This is a genomic window from Agrobacterium sp. CCNWLW155, assembly GCF_036888815.1.
GTDB lineage: Bacteria > Pseudomonadota > Alphaproteobacteria > Rhizobiales > Rhizobiaceae > Agrobacterium > Agrobacterium radiobacter.
Map to the genome: position 1 here is coordinate 131,020 of NZ_JBAKFW010000010.1, position 16,180 is coordinate 147,199.

A 16,180-nucleotide genomic window follows, 5' to 3' on the forward strand; every position below is an offset into this window, starting at 1 on the left:
GGAACTCTGGCCAAAGAAAAACCCGGGCAGAACCCGGGTTTTGTTTTATCTGCAATGCAGGGCGTTGGGCGCCGCTTAGTTCGGTACAGCCTGAACCTGGGCCTTGGCCTGTTCTTCGGCAACGCGCTGCGCAAACATCTGCGCGAAATCGATCGGGTCGATCATCAGCGGCGGGAAGCCGCCATTGCGGGTGACGTCGGCGATGATCTGGCGGGCGAAGGGGAACAGCAGGCGCGGGCACTCGATGAAGAGTACCGGCAGCATATGTTCCTGCGGGAAGCCGGCAATGCGGAACACGCCGCCATAAACCAGCTCGGCCGCAAACAGGACCTTGTCGCCATCCTTGGCTTCCGCATTCAGTGTCAGGACAACGTCGAAATCCGAACCGGAGATCGGGTTTGCGTTGACGTTGACATTGATGTTGATCGAAGGCGCATTCTCACGGGCCTGAAGCGAACGGGGAGCACCCGGATTTTCGAAGGAAAGATCCTTGATGTACTGGGCAAGAATGTTGAGGGAAGGACTTACTGCGCCCTGTGCACCATTTTCAGCGGTCATTACGTTTCCTCACGGCGTGAATTCGTGGAAGGCGGTCTATCATTTCGACCCGGGGCTTACAACCCTTCGTGATCGGGTCATCGCGATCCATTCCGCCCGAGATCAGGGTTTGGGCAGGTCGCGATCATCAGGTTTGCGCGACCATGGGGAACCCTTTGGCTCCTCGCGGTGAAACTCCTCCTCGTCGAGATCCACCACCTTCGAATTGCCGGCATGTCCCGGACCGTTGCGAAAGCCGGAAAAATCACCGGGCTGAGGACCGGATTGCTGGCCGGATTGCCGAAACGAACCCGCAACGACGACCCGCGGTCCGAAGGCTTTCCAGAAAAACCGCCGTACGATCGGAGACAGAAGCAGAAGGCCGAGAATGTCGGTAATGAAGCCGGGAATGATAAGCAGGATCCCGGCAACGACGCGCATGGCGCCATTCACCAGTTCATCCGCCGGCTGCGCGCCGGTGCGGCCCGCATCCTGAAGGTTTCTCACCATGCCGATGCCGCCGAGACGTAGGATCAGGAGCCCCAGAAACGACGTGAACAGGACAAGCGCCAATGTCAGCCACAAGCCGATCGCTTTGCCGACGATAATGAAGCCGGCAATTTCGAGAATGGGCATCATCAGGATGACGATGGGGAGAAAGGAAAAACGCATCTTCTAGCCTTGCGTGTGCATCTCTGGCAGATTGCCGGTTCCCGGGACACCGATGATTGAATCTGCACATTTGAATGATGATAAGATGCAGACTATATGATGGTGAGGTTTTCGAATTTAAATGGCGGTTTTGGTAAAACATGGGCTTTAGCGACTTTATCACATTGTTTTTTCTCGTTGCAGCGGTGCTGATCTTCTTTCAGCTGCGCAGTGTCCTTGGCCGCCGCACGGGCAATGAGAAGCCGCCATTCGACCCCTATAGCCCGCGAGATGTGGCAAAGGGCCCCGTTGCAGATGATAACAAGGTCGTGACCTTGCCGAAACGCAGCGAGGCAGAGGATGAGAACCGCTTTGCCGAGGCGGATGCGCTAGCGCCCGTCGATAGCCCACTCAATGCATCGCTGCGTGAGGTGATGACCAGGGACCCGTCCTTCGGTCCCAAGGAATTCCTGAACGGCGCTCGCATGGCTTATGAAATGATCGTCATGGGTTTTGCCGATGGGGATCGCAAGACGCTCAAGAACCTTCTGTCGAAGGAGGTTTTCGATGGTTTCGAAGCGGCGATTTCCGAGCGTGAAGGTCGTGGCGAGGTGGTGAAGTCCACCTTCGTGGGCATCGAGAAAGCAGATATTACCCAGGCCGGTGTGCGCGATTCCGAAGTGCAGATCACCTTGAGGATCATCAGCCAGCTGATTTCGGCGACCTATGACAAGGACGGCAAGCTGGTGGATGGCGATCCGGATACGGTTGCGGAGGTGGATGATATCTGGACCTTCTCGCGCGATATCCGCTCGCGTGATCCGAACTGGAAGCTGATCGCTACTGAATCCGAGCAATGACCGCGCCCTATTCGATCGAGGAAGTTTCTTTCAGCGACCTGCCCGGATGGCGGCAAGACGATCCGGGCAAGCTTTTTCCCGCGATGGCGACAATCCTGTCGCATCTTCGGAACGCAAAACCCTACAGGACCGGCGCGCTCGGGGTCACGGCGGCGGAACTTGTTTCGCTTCTGGAAAATGCTGAGAAAAACCCAGCAAAAAGTCCGGAACAGGCGCGCCGGTTTTTCGAAACCAATTGCGTGCCTTTCAGGATTTCTTCGGCTCCGGGAAAAAGCGGTTTCGTAACCGCTTTTTACGAACCCGAACTGGAAGTGTCATCTGAACCCGACGACATCTGGCGTTATCCGATTTACCGCCGGCCGCCCGAACTGGTGGATATCGACGATACCAATCGGCCCGCTGGCTTCGATCCGTCCTATGCTTTCGGCGGGGCGGACGAGGACGGTATTTCCTATTTTCCCGACCGCCAGGCGATCGATGAAGGGCATCTGGAGGGCAGGGGCCTTGAGATTGCCTGGGCGAAATCGAAGGTCGACCTGTTTTTCGTCCATGTGCAGGGGGCGGCACGTCTGGTTTTTCCTGACGGCGCGGTAAAGCGCATTACCTATGCGGCCAAGGCCGGGCATGCTTTTTCCCCGATTGGCCGTCTGCTTCTCGATCGCGGGGAACTTGATCCGAAAACCGTATCGATGCAGACGATCCGCAAATGGCTCGCTGACCATCCCGACAAGGTGGATGGGGTGCTATGGCATAACCGCTCCTATATTTTTTTCCGGGAGGCGGATGTCGCTGATCAGGATATGGGGCCGATTGCCGCCGCAAAGGTGCCGCTTGTCGCCGCGCGCGCGCTTGCGGTGGACAGGCTCATCCACACGTTCGGGCTTCCCTTCTTCATCCATTCACCGTCGCTAACTCATCTCGATGACGGAAAACCTTTTGCGCGGCTTATGCTGGCGCTCGATACGGGTTCAGCCATTGTCGGCCCGGCCCGTGGCGATATCTTCACCGGCTCCGGTTTCGAAGCAGGAGAGCTTGCCGGTACGGTGCGCAATGAGGCCGACTTTTATATACTGATACCGCGGGTTGCTGCGGAGAGGTATCGGTGATGAAGAGCAGTCGCAAGCTCGGCAAGGAAGAGCGCATTCTGTGGGGAAAGGTCGCAAAAACCACGCGGCCGATCTCCGGCAGACTGGAAGATTTGCTGGCTTTCGAGGACATGGAGGAGCCTCTGGTTGAACCCGAGGTTTCCCAGACCGGCAAAAGCAGCTTTCCGCGCATGCTTGCGGAGCCGGCCGAGCCGCCATCAGCGGCTCCGGACAAAAAGCCGAAAATTCATCAGCCGATGGAAAAACCGGTCAAGCGCAAGCTCACCCGTGGCCGGCTACCGCTGGAAGGGCGGATCGATCTTCACGGTATGTTCCAGAGCGAAGCCCATGCGGTGCTGCTTGATTTTCTGTTGCGCGCGCATGAACGTGGTCTCAGGCATGTGCTCGTCATAACGGGCAAGGGGCGTTCCATTGGTAGCGATGGCGCGTTGAAAAGGGCGGTGCCCATGTGGTTTTCCAAACCGGAATACCGCCACCTGATTTCATCCTATGAGGATGCATCCGCCAATCACGGCGGCGACGGCGCTCTTTATGTGCGGCTGGCGCGTCGGCGGGGTGAAAAGTCATGACGCCCTTTGCGGAGGCAGTGCGGCAGCTTCGTGAACGCAAGGGCGTGACGCAGAAACAAATGGCCGCCGCTATCGGCGTGTCGCCGGCTTATCTTTCGGCGCTCGAGCATGGCAAGCGTGGAAAGCCGAGCTTCGATCTGCTGCAGCGTATCGCCGGATATTTCAACATCATCTGGGACGAGGCGGAGGAATTGTTCTTTCTGGCCGGCTCGTCCGACCCGAAAGTGGTGATCGACACCGTCGGCCTGCCGCCGCAATATACGGCTTTCGCCAACCGTCTCGCACGGGATATTCGCAAGCTGCCGCCGAGTGTGGTAGAGGAACTGTCAGCCTTGCTGCAAAAAAGCCGTTCTTGCGATTGAAACCCCTCTATCCCCTGCTTTATTCAGCATCCTGAAGCATGCGGCCTTTGGGATTGGGTGTAGAATTTCTATAGTCGCATGTCGGATTTGAGTGATTCGCTGGCTTCAGGCCTTCTCACTGGAAACCTGGCCAGGAAAACTTTGGAAAGAGTACTTATGACCGAAACATCGTCAAGCGAAGTCGGCGCGAATGCGGAATATGGAGCCGATTCGATCAAGGTTCTCAAGGGCCTTGATGCCGTGCGCAAACGGCCCGGCATGTATATCGGTGACACCGATGACGGTTCCGGCCTGCATCACATGGTCTATGAAGTCGTCGACAACGCCATCGACGAGGCTCTCGCCGGTCATGCCGATCTGGTGACGGTGACGCTGAACGCCGATGGCTCCGTGACGGTGACGGATAACGGACGCGGCATTCCGACCGACATCCATTCTTCCGAAGGCGTTTCTGCCGCCGAAGTCATCATGACCCAGCTGCATGCGGGCGGTAAATTCGACCAGAATTCCTACAAGGTGTCCGGCGGCCTGCATGGCGTGGGCGTGTCGGTGGTCAATGCGCTCTCGGTCTGGCTGAAGCTCAGAATCCGCCGCAATGGCAAGCTGCATGAAATCGGCTTCACCCATGGCGTTGCTGATGCGCCGCTTTCCGTCATTGGCGAATATGAAGGCCGTTCGGGCACGGAAGTCACATTCCTTGCAAGCCCGCAAACCTTCACCATGACGGACTATGATTATGGAACGCTGGAGCATCGCCTGCGCGAGCTCGCATTCCTGAATTCCGGCGTGCGCATCCTGCTCACCGACAAGCGCCATTCTGATATCAAGCAGGAAGAGCTGCTGTATGATGGCGGCCTCGAAGCCTTCGTCCGTTATCTCGACCGTGCCAAGAAGCCGCTGGTGGACAAGCCTGTCGCCATCAAGGGCGAAAAGGACGGCATTACGGTTGAGGTCGCGCTCTGGTGGAACGACAGCTACCACGAGAACGTGCTCTGCTTTACCAACAACATTCCCCAGCGCGACGGCGGCACCCATATGGCCGGTTTCCGCGCGGCGCTGACCCGTCAGGTGACCTCCTATGCCGAAACTTCCGGCATCCTGAAAAAGGAAAAGGTAAGCCTGCAGGGTGAGGACTGCCGCGAAGGTCTGACGGCCATTCTTTCCGTCAAGGTTCCCGACCCCAAGTTTTCCTCGCAGACGAAGGACAAGCTCGTTTCGTCCGAAGTGCGTCCGGTCGTGGAAAGCCTCGTCAACGAAGCGCTCTCCACCTGGCTGGAAGAACATCCGTCCGACGCGAGAATCCTCGTCGGCAAGGTTGTGGAAGCGGCGGTTGCCCGCGAAGCCGCCCGCAAGGCGCGCGAACTGACGCGCCGCAAGGGTGCGCTCGATATTGCCTCTCTGCCCGGCAAGCTTGCCGACTGCTCCGAGCGCGATCCGGCGAAATCCGAACTTTTCCTCGTTGAGGGTGACTCCGCTGGCGGTTCGGCCAAGCAGGGCCGCTCGCGCGAAACGCAGGCGATCCTGCCGCTGCGTGGCAAGATCCTCAATGTCGAACGCGCCCGTTTCGACAAGATGCTGTCCAGCCAGGAAATCGGTACGCTGATCACGGCACTTGGCACGTCCATCGGCAAGGACGAGTTCAACGCCGACAAGCTGCGTTACCACAAGATCATCATCATGACAGATGCTGACGTCGACGGCGCTCACATCCGTACCCTGCTGTTGACCTTCTTCTTCCGCCAGATGCCGGAACTGATCGAGCGCGGCCATCTCTATATCGCCCAGCCGCCGCTTTATAAGGTCACGCGTGGCAAATCCGTGCAGTACCTCAAGGATGAAAAGGCGCTGGAAGAGTACCTGATCTCCATGGGTATCGAGGAAGCATCGCTGACCCTCGGCTCTGGCGAAGTGCGCGTCGGCGCCGATCTTCGCGAAGTCATTCTGGATGCGTTGCGCATGCGCTCGCTGATCGACGGGCTGCATTCCCGTTACAGCCGCTCGATCGTGGAACAGGCTGCCATTGCCGGCGCGCTGAACCCCGAGCTTTCGGCCGATGCCGCCCGCGCCGAAGAAACCGTTGCCGAAGTGGCGCGGCGTCTTGACATGATTGCGGAAGAAACCGAACGCGGCTGGTCCGGCACCGTGCTGCAGGATGGCGGTTTGCGCTTCGAGCGCATGGTGCGTGGCGTCAAGGAAGTCTCGACGCTGGATATGGGCCTGCTCGGTTCGGCCGATGCCCGCCATATCGATCAGCTCGCGGCCCGCACGCGCGATATCTACGTCACGCCGCCGGTCCTGCAACGCAAGGATGGCACGATGGAACTGGCTGGTCCGCGCGCGCTGCTGGATGCGATTTTCGCGGCCGGGCGCAAGGGTCTTTCCATGCAGCGCTACAAGGGTCTTGGCGAAATGAATGCCGAGCAGCTGTGGGAAACGACGCTTGACGCCAATGTTCGCTCGCTTCTGCAAGTCAAGGTCAACGACGCCACCGATGCTGACGGCCTGTTTGCCCGCCTGATGGGTGACGAAGTGGAGCCGCGCCGCGACTTCATCCAGGAAAATGCGCTGAGCGTTGCAAACCTCGACATTTAATCCTGTGGAGCAGTTCGCGTAACGATTCACGTGAAACGAAACTTTAACAAAAGGCCCGGCGGTCAATTTCCGCCGGGCCTTTTGTTTTGTGCGGACAAGCTGATATCAGTCGGTCTTGCCCGTGAAGCGTCCTTCAAAAGCCACGTCTGAAAGAGGCAGACGCTTGCTCGGTACTTCCCGTTCCGCCAGATCATCAGGAAGAACGGACTTGTCGGTCAACGTGCCGATGGCGACCCCGGCCTCCACCCTGTAGCCTTCCGGAATATTTAGCCTCTCAACGATTTGGTCTTTCAAGATGCCGGCCATGCCGTGGGCGTGGTACCCGAGCAGATGCGCCTGCATGGCAAGCGAAAGCCAGGCAGCACCCGCATCGAAGGAATGGGTCGCGGATGGCTTTTTCTCACCTTCGCGCGAGATGTTATGGTCGCGGGAAATGACGAAGAGCAGCACGGAGGCGTTTTTTGCCCAGCGCTGGTTTCCTTCCATCAGCAGTTCCACGAAGAGCGGCCAGTCTTCACTATCCTTGTGCGCATAGACAAACCGCCATGGCTGATAGTTGGAAGCGGAGGGTGCCCAGTGCGCCGCATCCAGAATGGTCATCAGATGCTGGGGCGGCATGGTGTTGCCGTCGAAGGCGCGGGGAGACCAGCGATCAAGGAAGAGGGGATCAACGGGATATTCGGATTGCCGGGAATTGCTGTTCGTCACGGGCCATGTCCTTTTGATTGACGGGAAGGAAAAGGTATTTTTCGAAACTTGGCGCAGTCAAGGGGTGACAAGTATGAATGCATCGTTCATATATGCATCACCTTGTCTGACAACCGGGAGAGAGTTCCATGAAATTGATGCGTGTTGGCCAGCCCGGCCAGGAAAAACCTGCAATCCTCGACGCGGAAGGAAAAATCCGCGATCTGTCCGCCCATGTGAAAGATATCGGCGGCGACGCCATTTCTCCCGAGGGCCTCAAAAAGATCGCCGCGATCGATCTGAGCACGCTTCCAGTCCTGAACGAAGACCGCATCGGCGCCTGCATTGCGGGAACCGGAAAATTCATCTGCATCGGCCTTAATTTCTCCGACCATGCCGCCGAAACGGGTGCCACCGTACCGCCGGAACCGGTCATTTTCATGAAGGCGACCTCGGCCATCGTCGGTCCGAATGACAACGTCACCATTCCGCGCGGTTCTGAGAAGACCGACTGGGAAGTCGAGCTCGGTGTTGTCATCGGCAAGACCGCCAAATATGTCTCGGAAGCCGATGCTCTTGACTACGTTGCCGGCTATTGCGTTTCGCATGATGTTTCCGAACGCGCCTTCCAGACGGAGCGTGCCGGCCAGTGGACAAAGGGCAAGTCCTGCGACACCTTTGGCCCCATCGGCCCCTGGCTGGTGACGAAAGAGGAAATTACCGACCCGCAGAACCTCGGCATGTGGCTAAAGGTGAACGGCCAGACCATGCAGGACGGCTCCAGCAAGACCATGGTTTACGGCGTCGCCCACGTTGTCTCCTATCTCAGCCAGTTCATGTCGCTGCATCCCGGCGATGTCATTTCCACCGGCACCCCTCCCGGCGTCGGCATGGGCCTGAAGCCGCCGCGTTACCTGAAGGCGGGTGATGTCGTGGAACTCGGTATCGAGGGCCTCGGTTCCCAGAAGCAGACCTTCGTCGCCGACATCTGATCGCAACGGCGTTCAACGGAAAGTGAGGCGCTGGCGGGAAACCGCCGGCGCCTTCGATTTTGTGCACCTGCGAAAAGCTGCTATGGTTGAAAAAAAGAGCGTGATCGCGAGGGAGGCGTCATCAGTGTTCTACCATCTTTATGAAATGAACCATGCGGCCATGGCGCCGCTGCGCGCCGGTGCCGATATGATGCGCCAGGCCTGCAACAATCCTATGAACCCGCTTTCCAGCACGGCCTTCGGAAGAAGCCTCGATGCCGGCTTCGAGGTTTTCGAACGCCTGACGCGCCGTTATGTCAAACCGGAATTCGGCCTTGCCACGACTATTGTCGATGGAGAGACCGTTACCGTTGCTGAAGAGACCGTCTGGTCGCGTCCGTTCTGCAATCTCGTCCATTTCAAAAAAGAGATCGATCCTGCCCGCCAACCTGAGCCGAAGGTGCTGCTGGTGGCGCCGATGTCCGGCCATTATGCGACCCTGCTGCGCGGCACCGTGGAGGCGCTGCTGCCTTCGGCCGATATTTACATTACCGATTGGGTCGATGCCCGCATGGTGGCAACGAGCGATGGGACCTTCGATCTCGACGATTACATCAGTTATGTCATCGAGATGCTGCGCGAGATAGGTCCGGGCGCGCATGTGGTCGCCGTCTGTCAACCGTCCGTGCCTGTTCTGGCCGCCGTTTCGCTTATGGAGGCCGATGGCGATAAATTTGCGCCGGCATCTATGACGCTGATGGGCGGTCCAATCGATACGCGCATCAATCCCACAGCCGTCAATGGTCTCGCCAAGGCGAAGCCGATCGAATGGTTCCGCGATAATGTCGTCATGCAGGTGCCGTGGCCGCAGCCCGCTTTCGGCCGCAATGTCTATCCCGGCTTCCTGCAGCTGTCCGGTTTCATGTCGATGAACCTCGACAAGCACATGACGGCGCATAAGGATTTTTACCTCAACCTCGTCAAGAATGACGGCGATTCCGCCGAAAAGCACCGCGAATTTTACGATGAATATCTGGCCGTCATGGATCTGACGGCGGAGTTTTATCTGCAGACGGTGGAAACCGTCTTCATCGACCATGCGCTTCCGAAGGGAAAGATGCTGCACCGGGGCAGGGCGGTCGATCCCGCCGCCATTCGCAATGTCGCATTGTTCACCGTGGAAGGGGAGAATGACGATATTTCAGGCGTCGGCCAGACAAAGGCGGCCCATGATCTCTGCAGTAACCTGCCTGAAGACAAACGCGCCCATTACATGCAGCCGGATGTCGGCCACTATGGCGTCTTCAACGGCTCACGCTTCCGGAAGGAAATCGTGCCGCGCATGCTGGATTTTATCCACAAACACCAGACTGCCTGACGTAAGATGGTGGGTGGTGTCATGCATTTGCGTGGCCAAGCGACGGACGAATCGGCTATGAAGGGTTCATGTTTTCGCTCCTCAGAAAATCCCTGAAGTCACCGGCGCCAAAGAAGGTTGCGCCGAGCCAGCGCACCGTCGCGGTGGCGGGCCGGCAGGTGCCGATCACGGTCAGGGAAAATCCGCGGGCCACGCGCATCACCTTGCGCATAGAACCAGGCGGCCGGGCGTTGAAGCTGACGATCCCGATGGGCCTGCATCACCGCCAGGTGGATGATTTTCTCGAGAGGCATCAGGGCTGGCTGGAAGGCAAGCTTCTGAAATTCAGCCTCGATGACGGTTTGCGTCCGGGCGCTACCATCGATATCAGAGGCATATCCCACCGCATTGACCATACCGGCAGCCTGCGAGGGCTGACACATATCGCGAAAGACGCCGATGGCGTCGACGTTCTGAAAGTCAGCGGCGCGCCGGAACATCTGAGACGACGGATCGCGACATTCCTGAAAAAGGAAGCGAAGGCCGATCTGGAACGGCTCGTCGCCGTTCATGCCAGCGCTGCCGGCCGGCCGGTGCGGTCCATCAGCATGAAGGATACACGCAGCCGCTGGGGCTCCTGTTCCCATGATGGAAACTTGAGCTTTTCCTGGCGTATCGTCATGGCCCCGGAAAAGGTCATCGATTATCTTGCCGCCCATGAGGTCGCGCATCTGAGCGAAATGAACCACGGTCCGAAATTCTGGGCCTTGTGTGAAAAGCTGTGCCCGCACACCAATGAGGCCAAGGACTGGCTGAAACGCCACGGCTCCAAACTTCACGCCATCGATTTCGATTGAAACCTGCGGCACGGATCGCCATCTGGATTCACGTGAAACATTCCATCGGGAATGGGTTCGATTTGGCTCGACTCTTGTCGCATTTCATGTCAGGTCGCGGGTATGAAACCGGATATCAAGATTTGCGGATTGAAGACACCGGAAGCGCTGGAGCGCGCCGTCAGGCGCGGTGCGTCCCATGTCGGTTTTATTTTCTTTGAAAAAAGCCCGCGCAACATCGAGCCCGATATTGCCGGCAGGCTGGCGGAAGCCGCCCGTGGCGCCGCCAAGGTGGTCGCGGTCACCGTTGATGCCGATAATGATTATCTCGATGAAATCGTTGATCTCGTAAAACCGGATATCCTGCAGCTGCACGGTAGTGAAAGCCCAGAACGGCTGCTGAACATCAAGGCGCTTTATGGCCTGCCCGTCATGAAGGCGATTTCCATTCGCGACGCCGCTGATCTTGCCAAAATCGACCCTTATATTGGAATAGCCGATCGTTTTCTGCTGGATGCCAAGGCGCCGGCGGGCTCCGACCTGCCGGGTGGTAATGGCGTCTCGTTCGACTGGACCATCCTGCGATCACTTGACGAAAGCATCGATTACATGCTTTCCGGAGGGTTGAACAAGGACAATGTCGCTGAGGCTCTGGCGGAAACCAAGGCAAGCGGACTAGATTTGTCGTCCGGTGTCGAAAGCGCGCCGGGCATCAAGAATCTGTCCATGATCGATGCATTTTTTGATGTGGTGAATGATTGGTCGAAAGGCCCAAAGGGAGCTTGAAGTGAACGACGCGCCAACACCCAATTCTTTTCGTGCTGGTCCTGATGAGGACGGCCGTTTCGGTATTTACGGAGGTCGCTTCGTTGCCGAAACGCTGATGCCGCTCATTCTGGATTTGCAGGCGGAATGGGACAAGGCCAAGACCGATCCCGCGTTTCAGGCGGAACTCAAGCATCTCGGCGCGCACTATACCGGTCGCCCGAGCCCGCTTTATTTCGCGGAACGCCTGACGGCGGAACTCGGCGGCGCGAAGATCTATTTCAAGCGCGAGGAGCTGAACCACACCGGCTCGCACAAGATCAACAATTGCCTCGGTCAGATCCTGCTTGCCAAGCGCATGGGCAAGACCCGCATCATCGCGGAAACCGGCGCCGGCCAGCACGGCGTTGCCTCCGCAACGGTGGCAGCACGTTTCGGTCTTCCCTGTGTCGTTTATATGGGCGCGACCGACGTAGCCCGTCAGGCCCCGAACGTCTTCCGCATGAAGCTTCTGGGCGCCGAGGTGAAACCGGTGACAGCAGGTCATGGCACGCTCAAGGACGCCATGAACGAGGCCCTGCGTGACTGGGTTACCAATGTCGAGGATACCTATTATCTGATCGGCACCGCGGCCGGCCCGCATCCCTATCCGGAAATGGTTCGCGATTTCCAGGCGGTCATCGGCGAGGAAGCCAAGGCGCAGATGCTGGAGGCGGAAGGCCGCCTGCCGGATCTGGTCATTGCGGCTGTCGGCGGCGGTTCGAACGCCATCGGCATCTTCCATCCTTTCCTCGATGACAAGAATGTCCGCATCGTCGGCGTCGAGGCGGGCGGCAAGGGCCTTTCCGGTGACGAGCATTGCGCTTCGATCACGGCCGGTTCGCCGGGCGTGCTGCATGGCAACCGCACCTATCTGCTTCAGGACGAGGATGGCCAGATCAAGGAAGGTCATTCCATTTCCGCCGGTCTCGATTATCCCGGCATCGGCCCGGAACATTCCTGGCTGAACGATATCGGCCGCGTGGAATATGTGCCGATCATGGACCATGAGGCGCTGGACGCCTTCCAGATGCTGACCCGCCTCGAAGGCATCATTCCGGCTCTCGAGCCGAGCCACGCTTTGGCAGAGGTCATCAAGCGCGCGCCAAAGATGGGCAAGGATGAAATCATCCTGATGAACCTCTCCGGCCGTGGTGACAAGGATGTCCACACCGTCAGCAAGTTCCTTGGAATGGATGTATAAGATCATGACTGCACGTATGGACAAGCGCTTTGCCGATCTGCGCGCTGAAAATCGCCCGGCCCTGATTACCTATTTCATGGGCGGCGACCCGGATTTCCAGACCTCGCTCGGCATCATGAAAGCGCTGCCGGAAGCCGGTGCTGACGTCATCGAACTCGGCATGCCCTTTTCCGACCCGATGGCGGATGGTCCGGCCATTCAGCTGGCCGGCCAGCGCGCGCTGAAGGGCGGACAGACGCTGAAGACCACGCTCGATCTCGCCCGCGAGTTCCGCAGGCAAGACGATGCAACACCCATCGTGCTGATGGGCTATTATAATCCGATCTATATCTATGGCGTCGAAAAGTTTTTGGACGACGCGCTGGCGGCTGGCATCGATGGCCTGATCGTAGTCGATCTTCCGCCGGAAATGGACGATGAACTCTGCATACCGGCGCTTGCGCGCGGCATCAACTTCATCCGTCTCGCTACCCCGACTACGGATGGCAAGCGCCTGCCGACCGTCCTTAAAAATACCTCAGGTTTCGTTTATTACGTTTCGATGAACGGTATCACCGGTTCGGCGCTTCCCGATCCCTCGTTGATCTCGGGCGCTGTCGGTCGTATCAAGGCGCATACGGAACTGCCGGTCTGTGTCGGTTTTGGTGTCAAGACGGCCGATCATGCAAAAGCGATCGGCGCGGTGGCAGATGGCGTTGTGGTCGGTTCGGCCATCGTCAACCAGATTGCTGGCAGCCTGACCAAGGACGGGCAGGCGACCGCCGATACCGTGCCGGCCGTTACGACGCTGGTAAAAGGACTTTCAACGGGCGTGCGTGCGTCGCGCCTTGCCGCTGCGGAATAAGCGCGCGGCCCAGTCAGGAGTAGACAGTTGAACTGGATCACTAATTACGTTCGGCCGCGGATCAATTCCATGCTTGGCCGCCGCCCGGAGGTTCCGGAGAACCTGTGGATCAAGTGCCCGGAAACGGGCGAAATGGTCTTCCACAAGGACCTGGAAGACAACAAGTGGGTCATCCCGGCTTCTGGTTACCATATGAAGATGCCGGCCAAGGCGCGCCTTGCCGATCTTTTTGATGGTGGCGTCTATGAGGCCCTGGTCCAGCCGAAGGTAGCGCAGGACCCTCTGAAGTTCCGCGATTCCAAGAAATACACCGACCGTCTGCGTGACAGCCGCACGAAAACCGAGCAGGAAGACACGATCCTTGCCGGTGTCGGCCACTTGAAAGGCCTGAAGATCGTTGCCGTCGTGCATGAATTCCAGTTCATGGGCGGTTCGCTCGGCATTGCCGCCGGCGAAGCCATCGTCAAGGCCTTTGAGCGTGCGATTTCCGAGCGTTGCCCGCTCGTCATGTTCCCGGCCTCCGGCGGGGCGCGCATGCAGGAAGGCATTCTTTCGCTGATGCAGCTGCCGCGCACCACGGTTGCGGTAAACATGCTGAAAGAGGCAGGCATGCCCTATATCGTGGTTCTGACGAACCCGACGACGGGTGGCGTCACGGCCTCCTACGCTATGCTGGGTGACGTGCATATCGCCGAGCCGGGCGCCGAAATCTGCTTTGCGGGCAAGCGTGTGATCGAGCAGACCATTCGTGAAAAGCTGCCGGAAGGCTTCCAGACCTCGGAATACCTGCTGGAACACGGCATGGTGGATATGGTCGTCGACCGCCGCGAAATCCCGGACACGCTGGCCAATCTGCTCAAGATCATGACCAAAGCGCCTGCTGACAACGCAAACGCCGTCGTACCGCTGGCGGCTTCGGCCTGAGGAAAAAAATATGTCGCCCGGAGGCATAAACTGCCTTCGGGATGATGCTATACGTTGCATGATTTCATTTTTGGTGCGGCGGACAAATGGCAAGCAAAACGCCTGAAAGGCGAACGGAAGACATGACGAAGCCCGCGATCGGTGAGGCCGAAAAGATCATTGAGGAGCTGATGCAGCTCCACCCCAAGGGGTTCGATCTTTCACTCGACAGAATTTCCCGTCTTCTCGAAAAACTCGGCAATCCCCAGAACAGAATGCCGCCGGTGATCCATGTGGCCGGCACAAATGGCAAGGGTTCGGTCACGGCCTTCTGCCGTGCCCTGCTGGAGGCGGCAGGGCTTTCCGTCCACGTGCATACCTCGCCGCATCTTGTGAACTGGCATGAGCGGTACCGTATCGGCGTGGCCGGCGATAAAGGTCGTTATGTTGAAGACGAGATCTTTGCGGACGCGCTGCGCCGCATTGAAACTGCCAATGCCGGTCAGATGATAACGGTTTTCGAAATTCTGACTGCGGCGATGTTCGTGCTTTTTGCGGAACAGCCCGCCGATGCCGCCGTCGTAGAGGTTGGCCTAGGCGGTCGATTCGATGCAACCAATGTAATCAACCACCCAGCCGTCTCCGTCGTCATGCCGATCTCGCTCGATCATCAAGCCTATCTCGGTGACCGAGTGGAGCTGATCGCCGCCGAAAAGGCCGGCATCATGAAAAAGGGTTCGCCCGTCGTCATCGGTCATCAGGAATATGATGCGGCGCTCGAAACGCTGGTTGCCACGGCGGAGCGGCTCGGTTGCCCGGTATCCGTCTACGGGCAGGATTTTTCCGCCCATGAAGAATTCGGCCGCATGGTCTATCAGGATGAATTCGGTCTGGCCGATGCGCCGCTGCCGCGGCTTCCCGGCCGTCACCAGCTTGCCAATGCCGCCGCCGCGATCCGCGCCGTCAAGGCCGCCGGTTTCGAGGTGACGGAACGGATGATCGAAAAGGCCATGACCACGGTGGAATGGCCCGGCCGTCTGCAGCGTATCCTGTCCGGAAAAATCGCTGAAATGGCCCCTAAGGATGCGGAAATCTGGGTCGATGGCGGTCATAACCCCGGCGCGGGCGAGGTTATCGCCGAGGCGATGGCTGGCTTTGAGGAAAAGATGGCACGCCCGCTCTTCATCATTGCGGGCATGATCAACACCAAGGATCCGGTAGGTTACTTCAAGGCCTTCGCCGATATCGCCGAATATGTCTTCACCGTGCCGATCGGCGGCACGGATGCGGCGATCGACCCCGTGGTACTTGCCCATGCCGCCTTCGATGCTGGCCTCGTGGCAGCGCCAACATCGTCTCTCACGCATGCCTTGGAGGAGCTGTCGCGCCGCTTCGATCCCGAGGGACCAGCGCCGCGCATCCTGATCGGCGGCTCGCTTTACCTTGCGGGCAATGCGCTTGCCCTGAACGGCACGGTTCCTCAATAAAAAAGCCCGGCATCACTGCCGGGCTTTTTTCATTCCATCGATATTGCTTATGCGGCGCCGGAAATCCAGGCGGAAAGCGCTGTCTTGGGAGCAGCGCCAACCTTGATATCAGCCACTTCGCCGCCCTTGAACATGGCAAGGGTCGGGATCGAGCGCACGCCGAACTGCGCTGCCAGTTCCGGGTTTTCGTCGATGTTGAGCTTTGCGACCTTGACCTTGCCGGCCAGCTCGGACGAAATTTCCTCAAGGCTTGGCGCGATCATCTTGCACGGGCCGCACCATTCGGCCCAGAAATCCACCACGACGGGTTCGGCGGATTCGAGGACTTCGGACTGGAAGTTGGCGGCATCGACTTTTACGGTAGCCATATCTGGCTCTCCTTTCAGCTAATCTTTTCCGCTATCGATGTG

17 protein-coding genes are annotated in these 16,180 nt (G+C 58.5%); 13 read left to right on the forward strand and 4 right to left on the reverse strand.

The genetic code is table 11. The features are described 5' to 3' along the window. Nucleotides 1-75: 75 nt before the first annotated feature. Together secB and V6S97_RS23270 are read right to left on the reverse strand one after the other, a co-directional pair. A complete protein-coding gene (gene secB / locus V6S97_RS23265) occupies nucleotides 76-558 on the reverse strand; it encodes a protein-export chaperone SecB (RefSeq protein WP_004444254.1) in 483 nt (160 codons plus the stop codon). A 102-nt stretch (nucleotides 559-660) separates the two neighbouring features. Next, nucleotides 661-1,209: an FxsA family protein gene (locus V6S97_RS23270; protein WP_003505340.1), complete on the reverse strand. Its 549-nt coding sequence runs from the start codon at nucleotides 1,207-1,209 to the stop codon at nucleotides 661-663. Between the two features lie 140 nt (nucleotides 1,210-1,349). Between V6S97_RS23270 and V6S97_RS23275 the strand changes: the two genes are divergently transcribed. From V6S97_RS23275 to gyrB, 5 genes are all read left to right on the forward strand, one after another. After that, complete coding sequence (locus V6S97_RS23275; RefSeq protein ID WP_003505341.1) at nucleotides 1,350-2,048, forward strand: Tim44/TimA family putative adaptor protein; 699 nt, start codon at nucleotides 1,350-1,352, stop codon at nucleotides 2,046-2,048. Next, complete coding sequence (gene mltA, locus V6S97_RS23280; RefSeq protein ID WP_003505343.1) at nucleotides 2,045-3,154, forward strand: murein transglycosylase A; 1,110 nt, start codon at nucleotides 2,045-2,047, stop codon at nucleotides 3,152-3,154. Before V6S97_RS23275 ends, mltA begins: the two co-directional genes overlap by 4 nt. After that, nucleotides 3,154-3,723, forward strand: coding sequence for a Smr/MutS family protein (locus tag V6S97_RS23285; RefSeq protein ID WP_003505344.1), 570 nt, complete (start codon nucleotides 3,154-3,156; stop codon nucleotides 3,721-3,723). Before mltA ends, V6S97_RS23285 begins: the two co-directional genes overlap by 1 nt. After that, complete coding sequence (locus V6S97_RS23290) at nucleotides 3,720-4,085, forward strand: helix-turn-helix domain-containing protein (protein WP_003505345.1); 366 nt, start codon at nucleotides 3,720-3,722, stop codon at nucleotides 4,083-4,085. Before V6S97_RS23285 ends, V6S97_RS23290 begins: the two co-directional genes overlap by 4 nt. Nucleotides 4,086-4,241: 156 nt before the next feature. Beyond that, a complete protein-coding gene (gene gyrB, locus V6S97_RS23295; protein ID WP_003505346.1) occupies nucleotides 4,242-6,677 on the forward strand; it encodes a DNA topoisomerase (ATP-hydrolyzing) subunit B in 2,436 nt (811 codons plus the stop codon). A gap of 105 nt (nucleotides 6,678-6,782) precedes the next feature. Here the strand turns inward: gyrB and V6S97_RS23300 are convergent, their stop codons facing one another. After that, nucleotides 6,783-7,385, reverse strand: coding sequence for a nitroreductase family protein (locus tag V6S97_RS23300; RefSeq protein WP_334427801.1), 603 nt, complete (start codon nucleotides 7,383-7,385; stop codon nucleotides 6,783-6,785). A gap of 128 nt (nucleotides 7,386-7,513) precedes the next feature. On the opposite strand from V6S97_RS23300, the gene V6S97_RS23305 reads away from it, so the two are divergent. The 8 genes from V6S97_RS23305 (at nucleotide 7,514) to V6S97_RS23340 (ending at nucleotide 15,770) form a co-directional block, all read left to right on the forward strand. After that, nucleotides 7,514-8,356 carry a fumarylacetoacetate hydrolase family protein gene (locus V6S97_RS23305; protein WP_003505348.1) on the forward strand — a complete coding sequence of 281 codons (843 nt, stop codon included), beginning with the start codon at nucleotides 7,514-7,516 and terminating at the stop codon, nucleotides 8,354-8,356. 124 nt (nucleotides 8,357-8,480) lie between these two features. After that, nucleotides 8,481-9,713, forward strand: a complete 1,233-nt coding sequence (locus tag V6S97_RS23310) for a polyhydroxyalkanoate depolymerase (RefSeq protein ID WP_233282912.1) — start codon at nucleotides 8,481-8,483, stop codon at nucleotides 9,711-9,713. A gap of 68 nt (nucleotides 9,714-9,781) precedes the next feature. After that, nucleotides 9,782-10,549, forward strand: coding sequence for a M48 family metallopeptidase (locus V6S97_RS23315; RefSeq protein WP_003505351.1), 768 nt, complete (start codon nucleotides 9,782-9,784; stop codon nucleotides 10,547-10,549). Nucleotides 10,550-10,651: 102 nt separating this feature from the next. Next, entirely contained in the window at nucleotides 10,652-11,314 is a 663-nt protein-coding gene (locus tag V6S97_RS23320) for a phosphoribosylanthranilate isomerase (RefSeq protein WP_334427802.1), read from the forward strand. A gap of 1 nt (nucleotide 11,315) precedes the next feature. Continuing rightward, nucleotides 11,316-12,536: a tryptophan synthase subunit beta gene (trpB, locus tag V6S97_RS23325; RefSeq protein ID WP_003505353.1), complete on the forward strand. Its 1,221-nt coding sequence runs from the start codon at nucleotides 11,316-11,318 to the stop codon at nucleotides 12,534-12,536. Between the two features lie 4 nt (nucleotides 12,537-12,540). Then, on the forward strand, nucleotides 12,541-13,380 hold the full coding sequence (gene trpA, locus V6S97_RS23330; protein ID WP_003505355.1) for a tryptophan synthase subunit alpha: 840 nt from the start codon (nucleotides 12,541-12,543) through the stop codon (nucleotides 13,378-13,380). Between the two features lie 27 nt (nucleotides 13,381-13,407). After that, nucleotides 13,408-14,304 carry an acetyl-CoA carboxylase, carboxyltransferase subunit beta gene (accD, locus tag V6S97_RS23335; protein ID WP_003505356.1) on the forward strand — a complete coding sequence of 299 codons (897 nt, stop codon included), beginning with the start codon at nucleotides 13,408-13,410 and terminating at the stop codon, nucleotides 14,302-14,304. A gap of 86 nt (nucleotides 14,305-14,390) precedes the next feature. Then, on the forward strand, nucleotides 14,391-15,770 hold the full coding sequence (locus V6S97_RS23340; RefSeq protein WP_434057874.1) for a bifunctional folylpolyglutamate synthase/dihydrofolate synthase: 1,380 nt from the start codon (nucleotides 14,391-14,393) through the stop codon (nucleotides 15,768-15,770). A gap of 47 nt (nucleotides 15,771-15,817) precedes the next feature. Here the strand turns inward: V6S97_RS23340 and trxA are convergent, their stop codons facing one another. Beyond that, a complete protein-coding gene (gene trxA / locus V6S97_RS23345; protein ID WP_003505361.1) occupies nucleotides 15,818-16,138 on the reverse strand; it encodes a thioredoxin in 321 nt (106 codons plus the stop codon). Nucleotides 16,139-16,180: the final 42 nt, after the last annotated feature.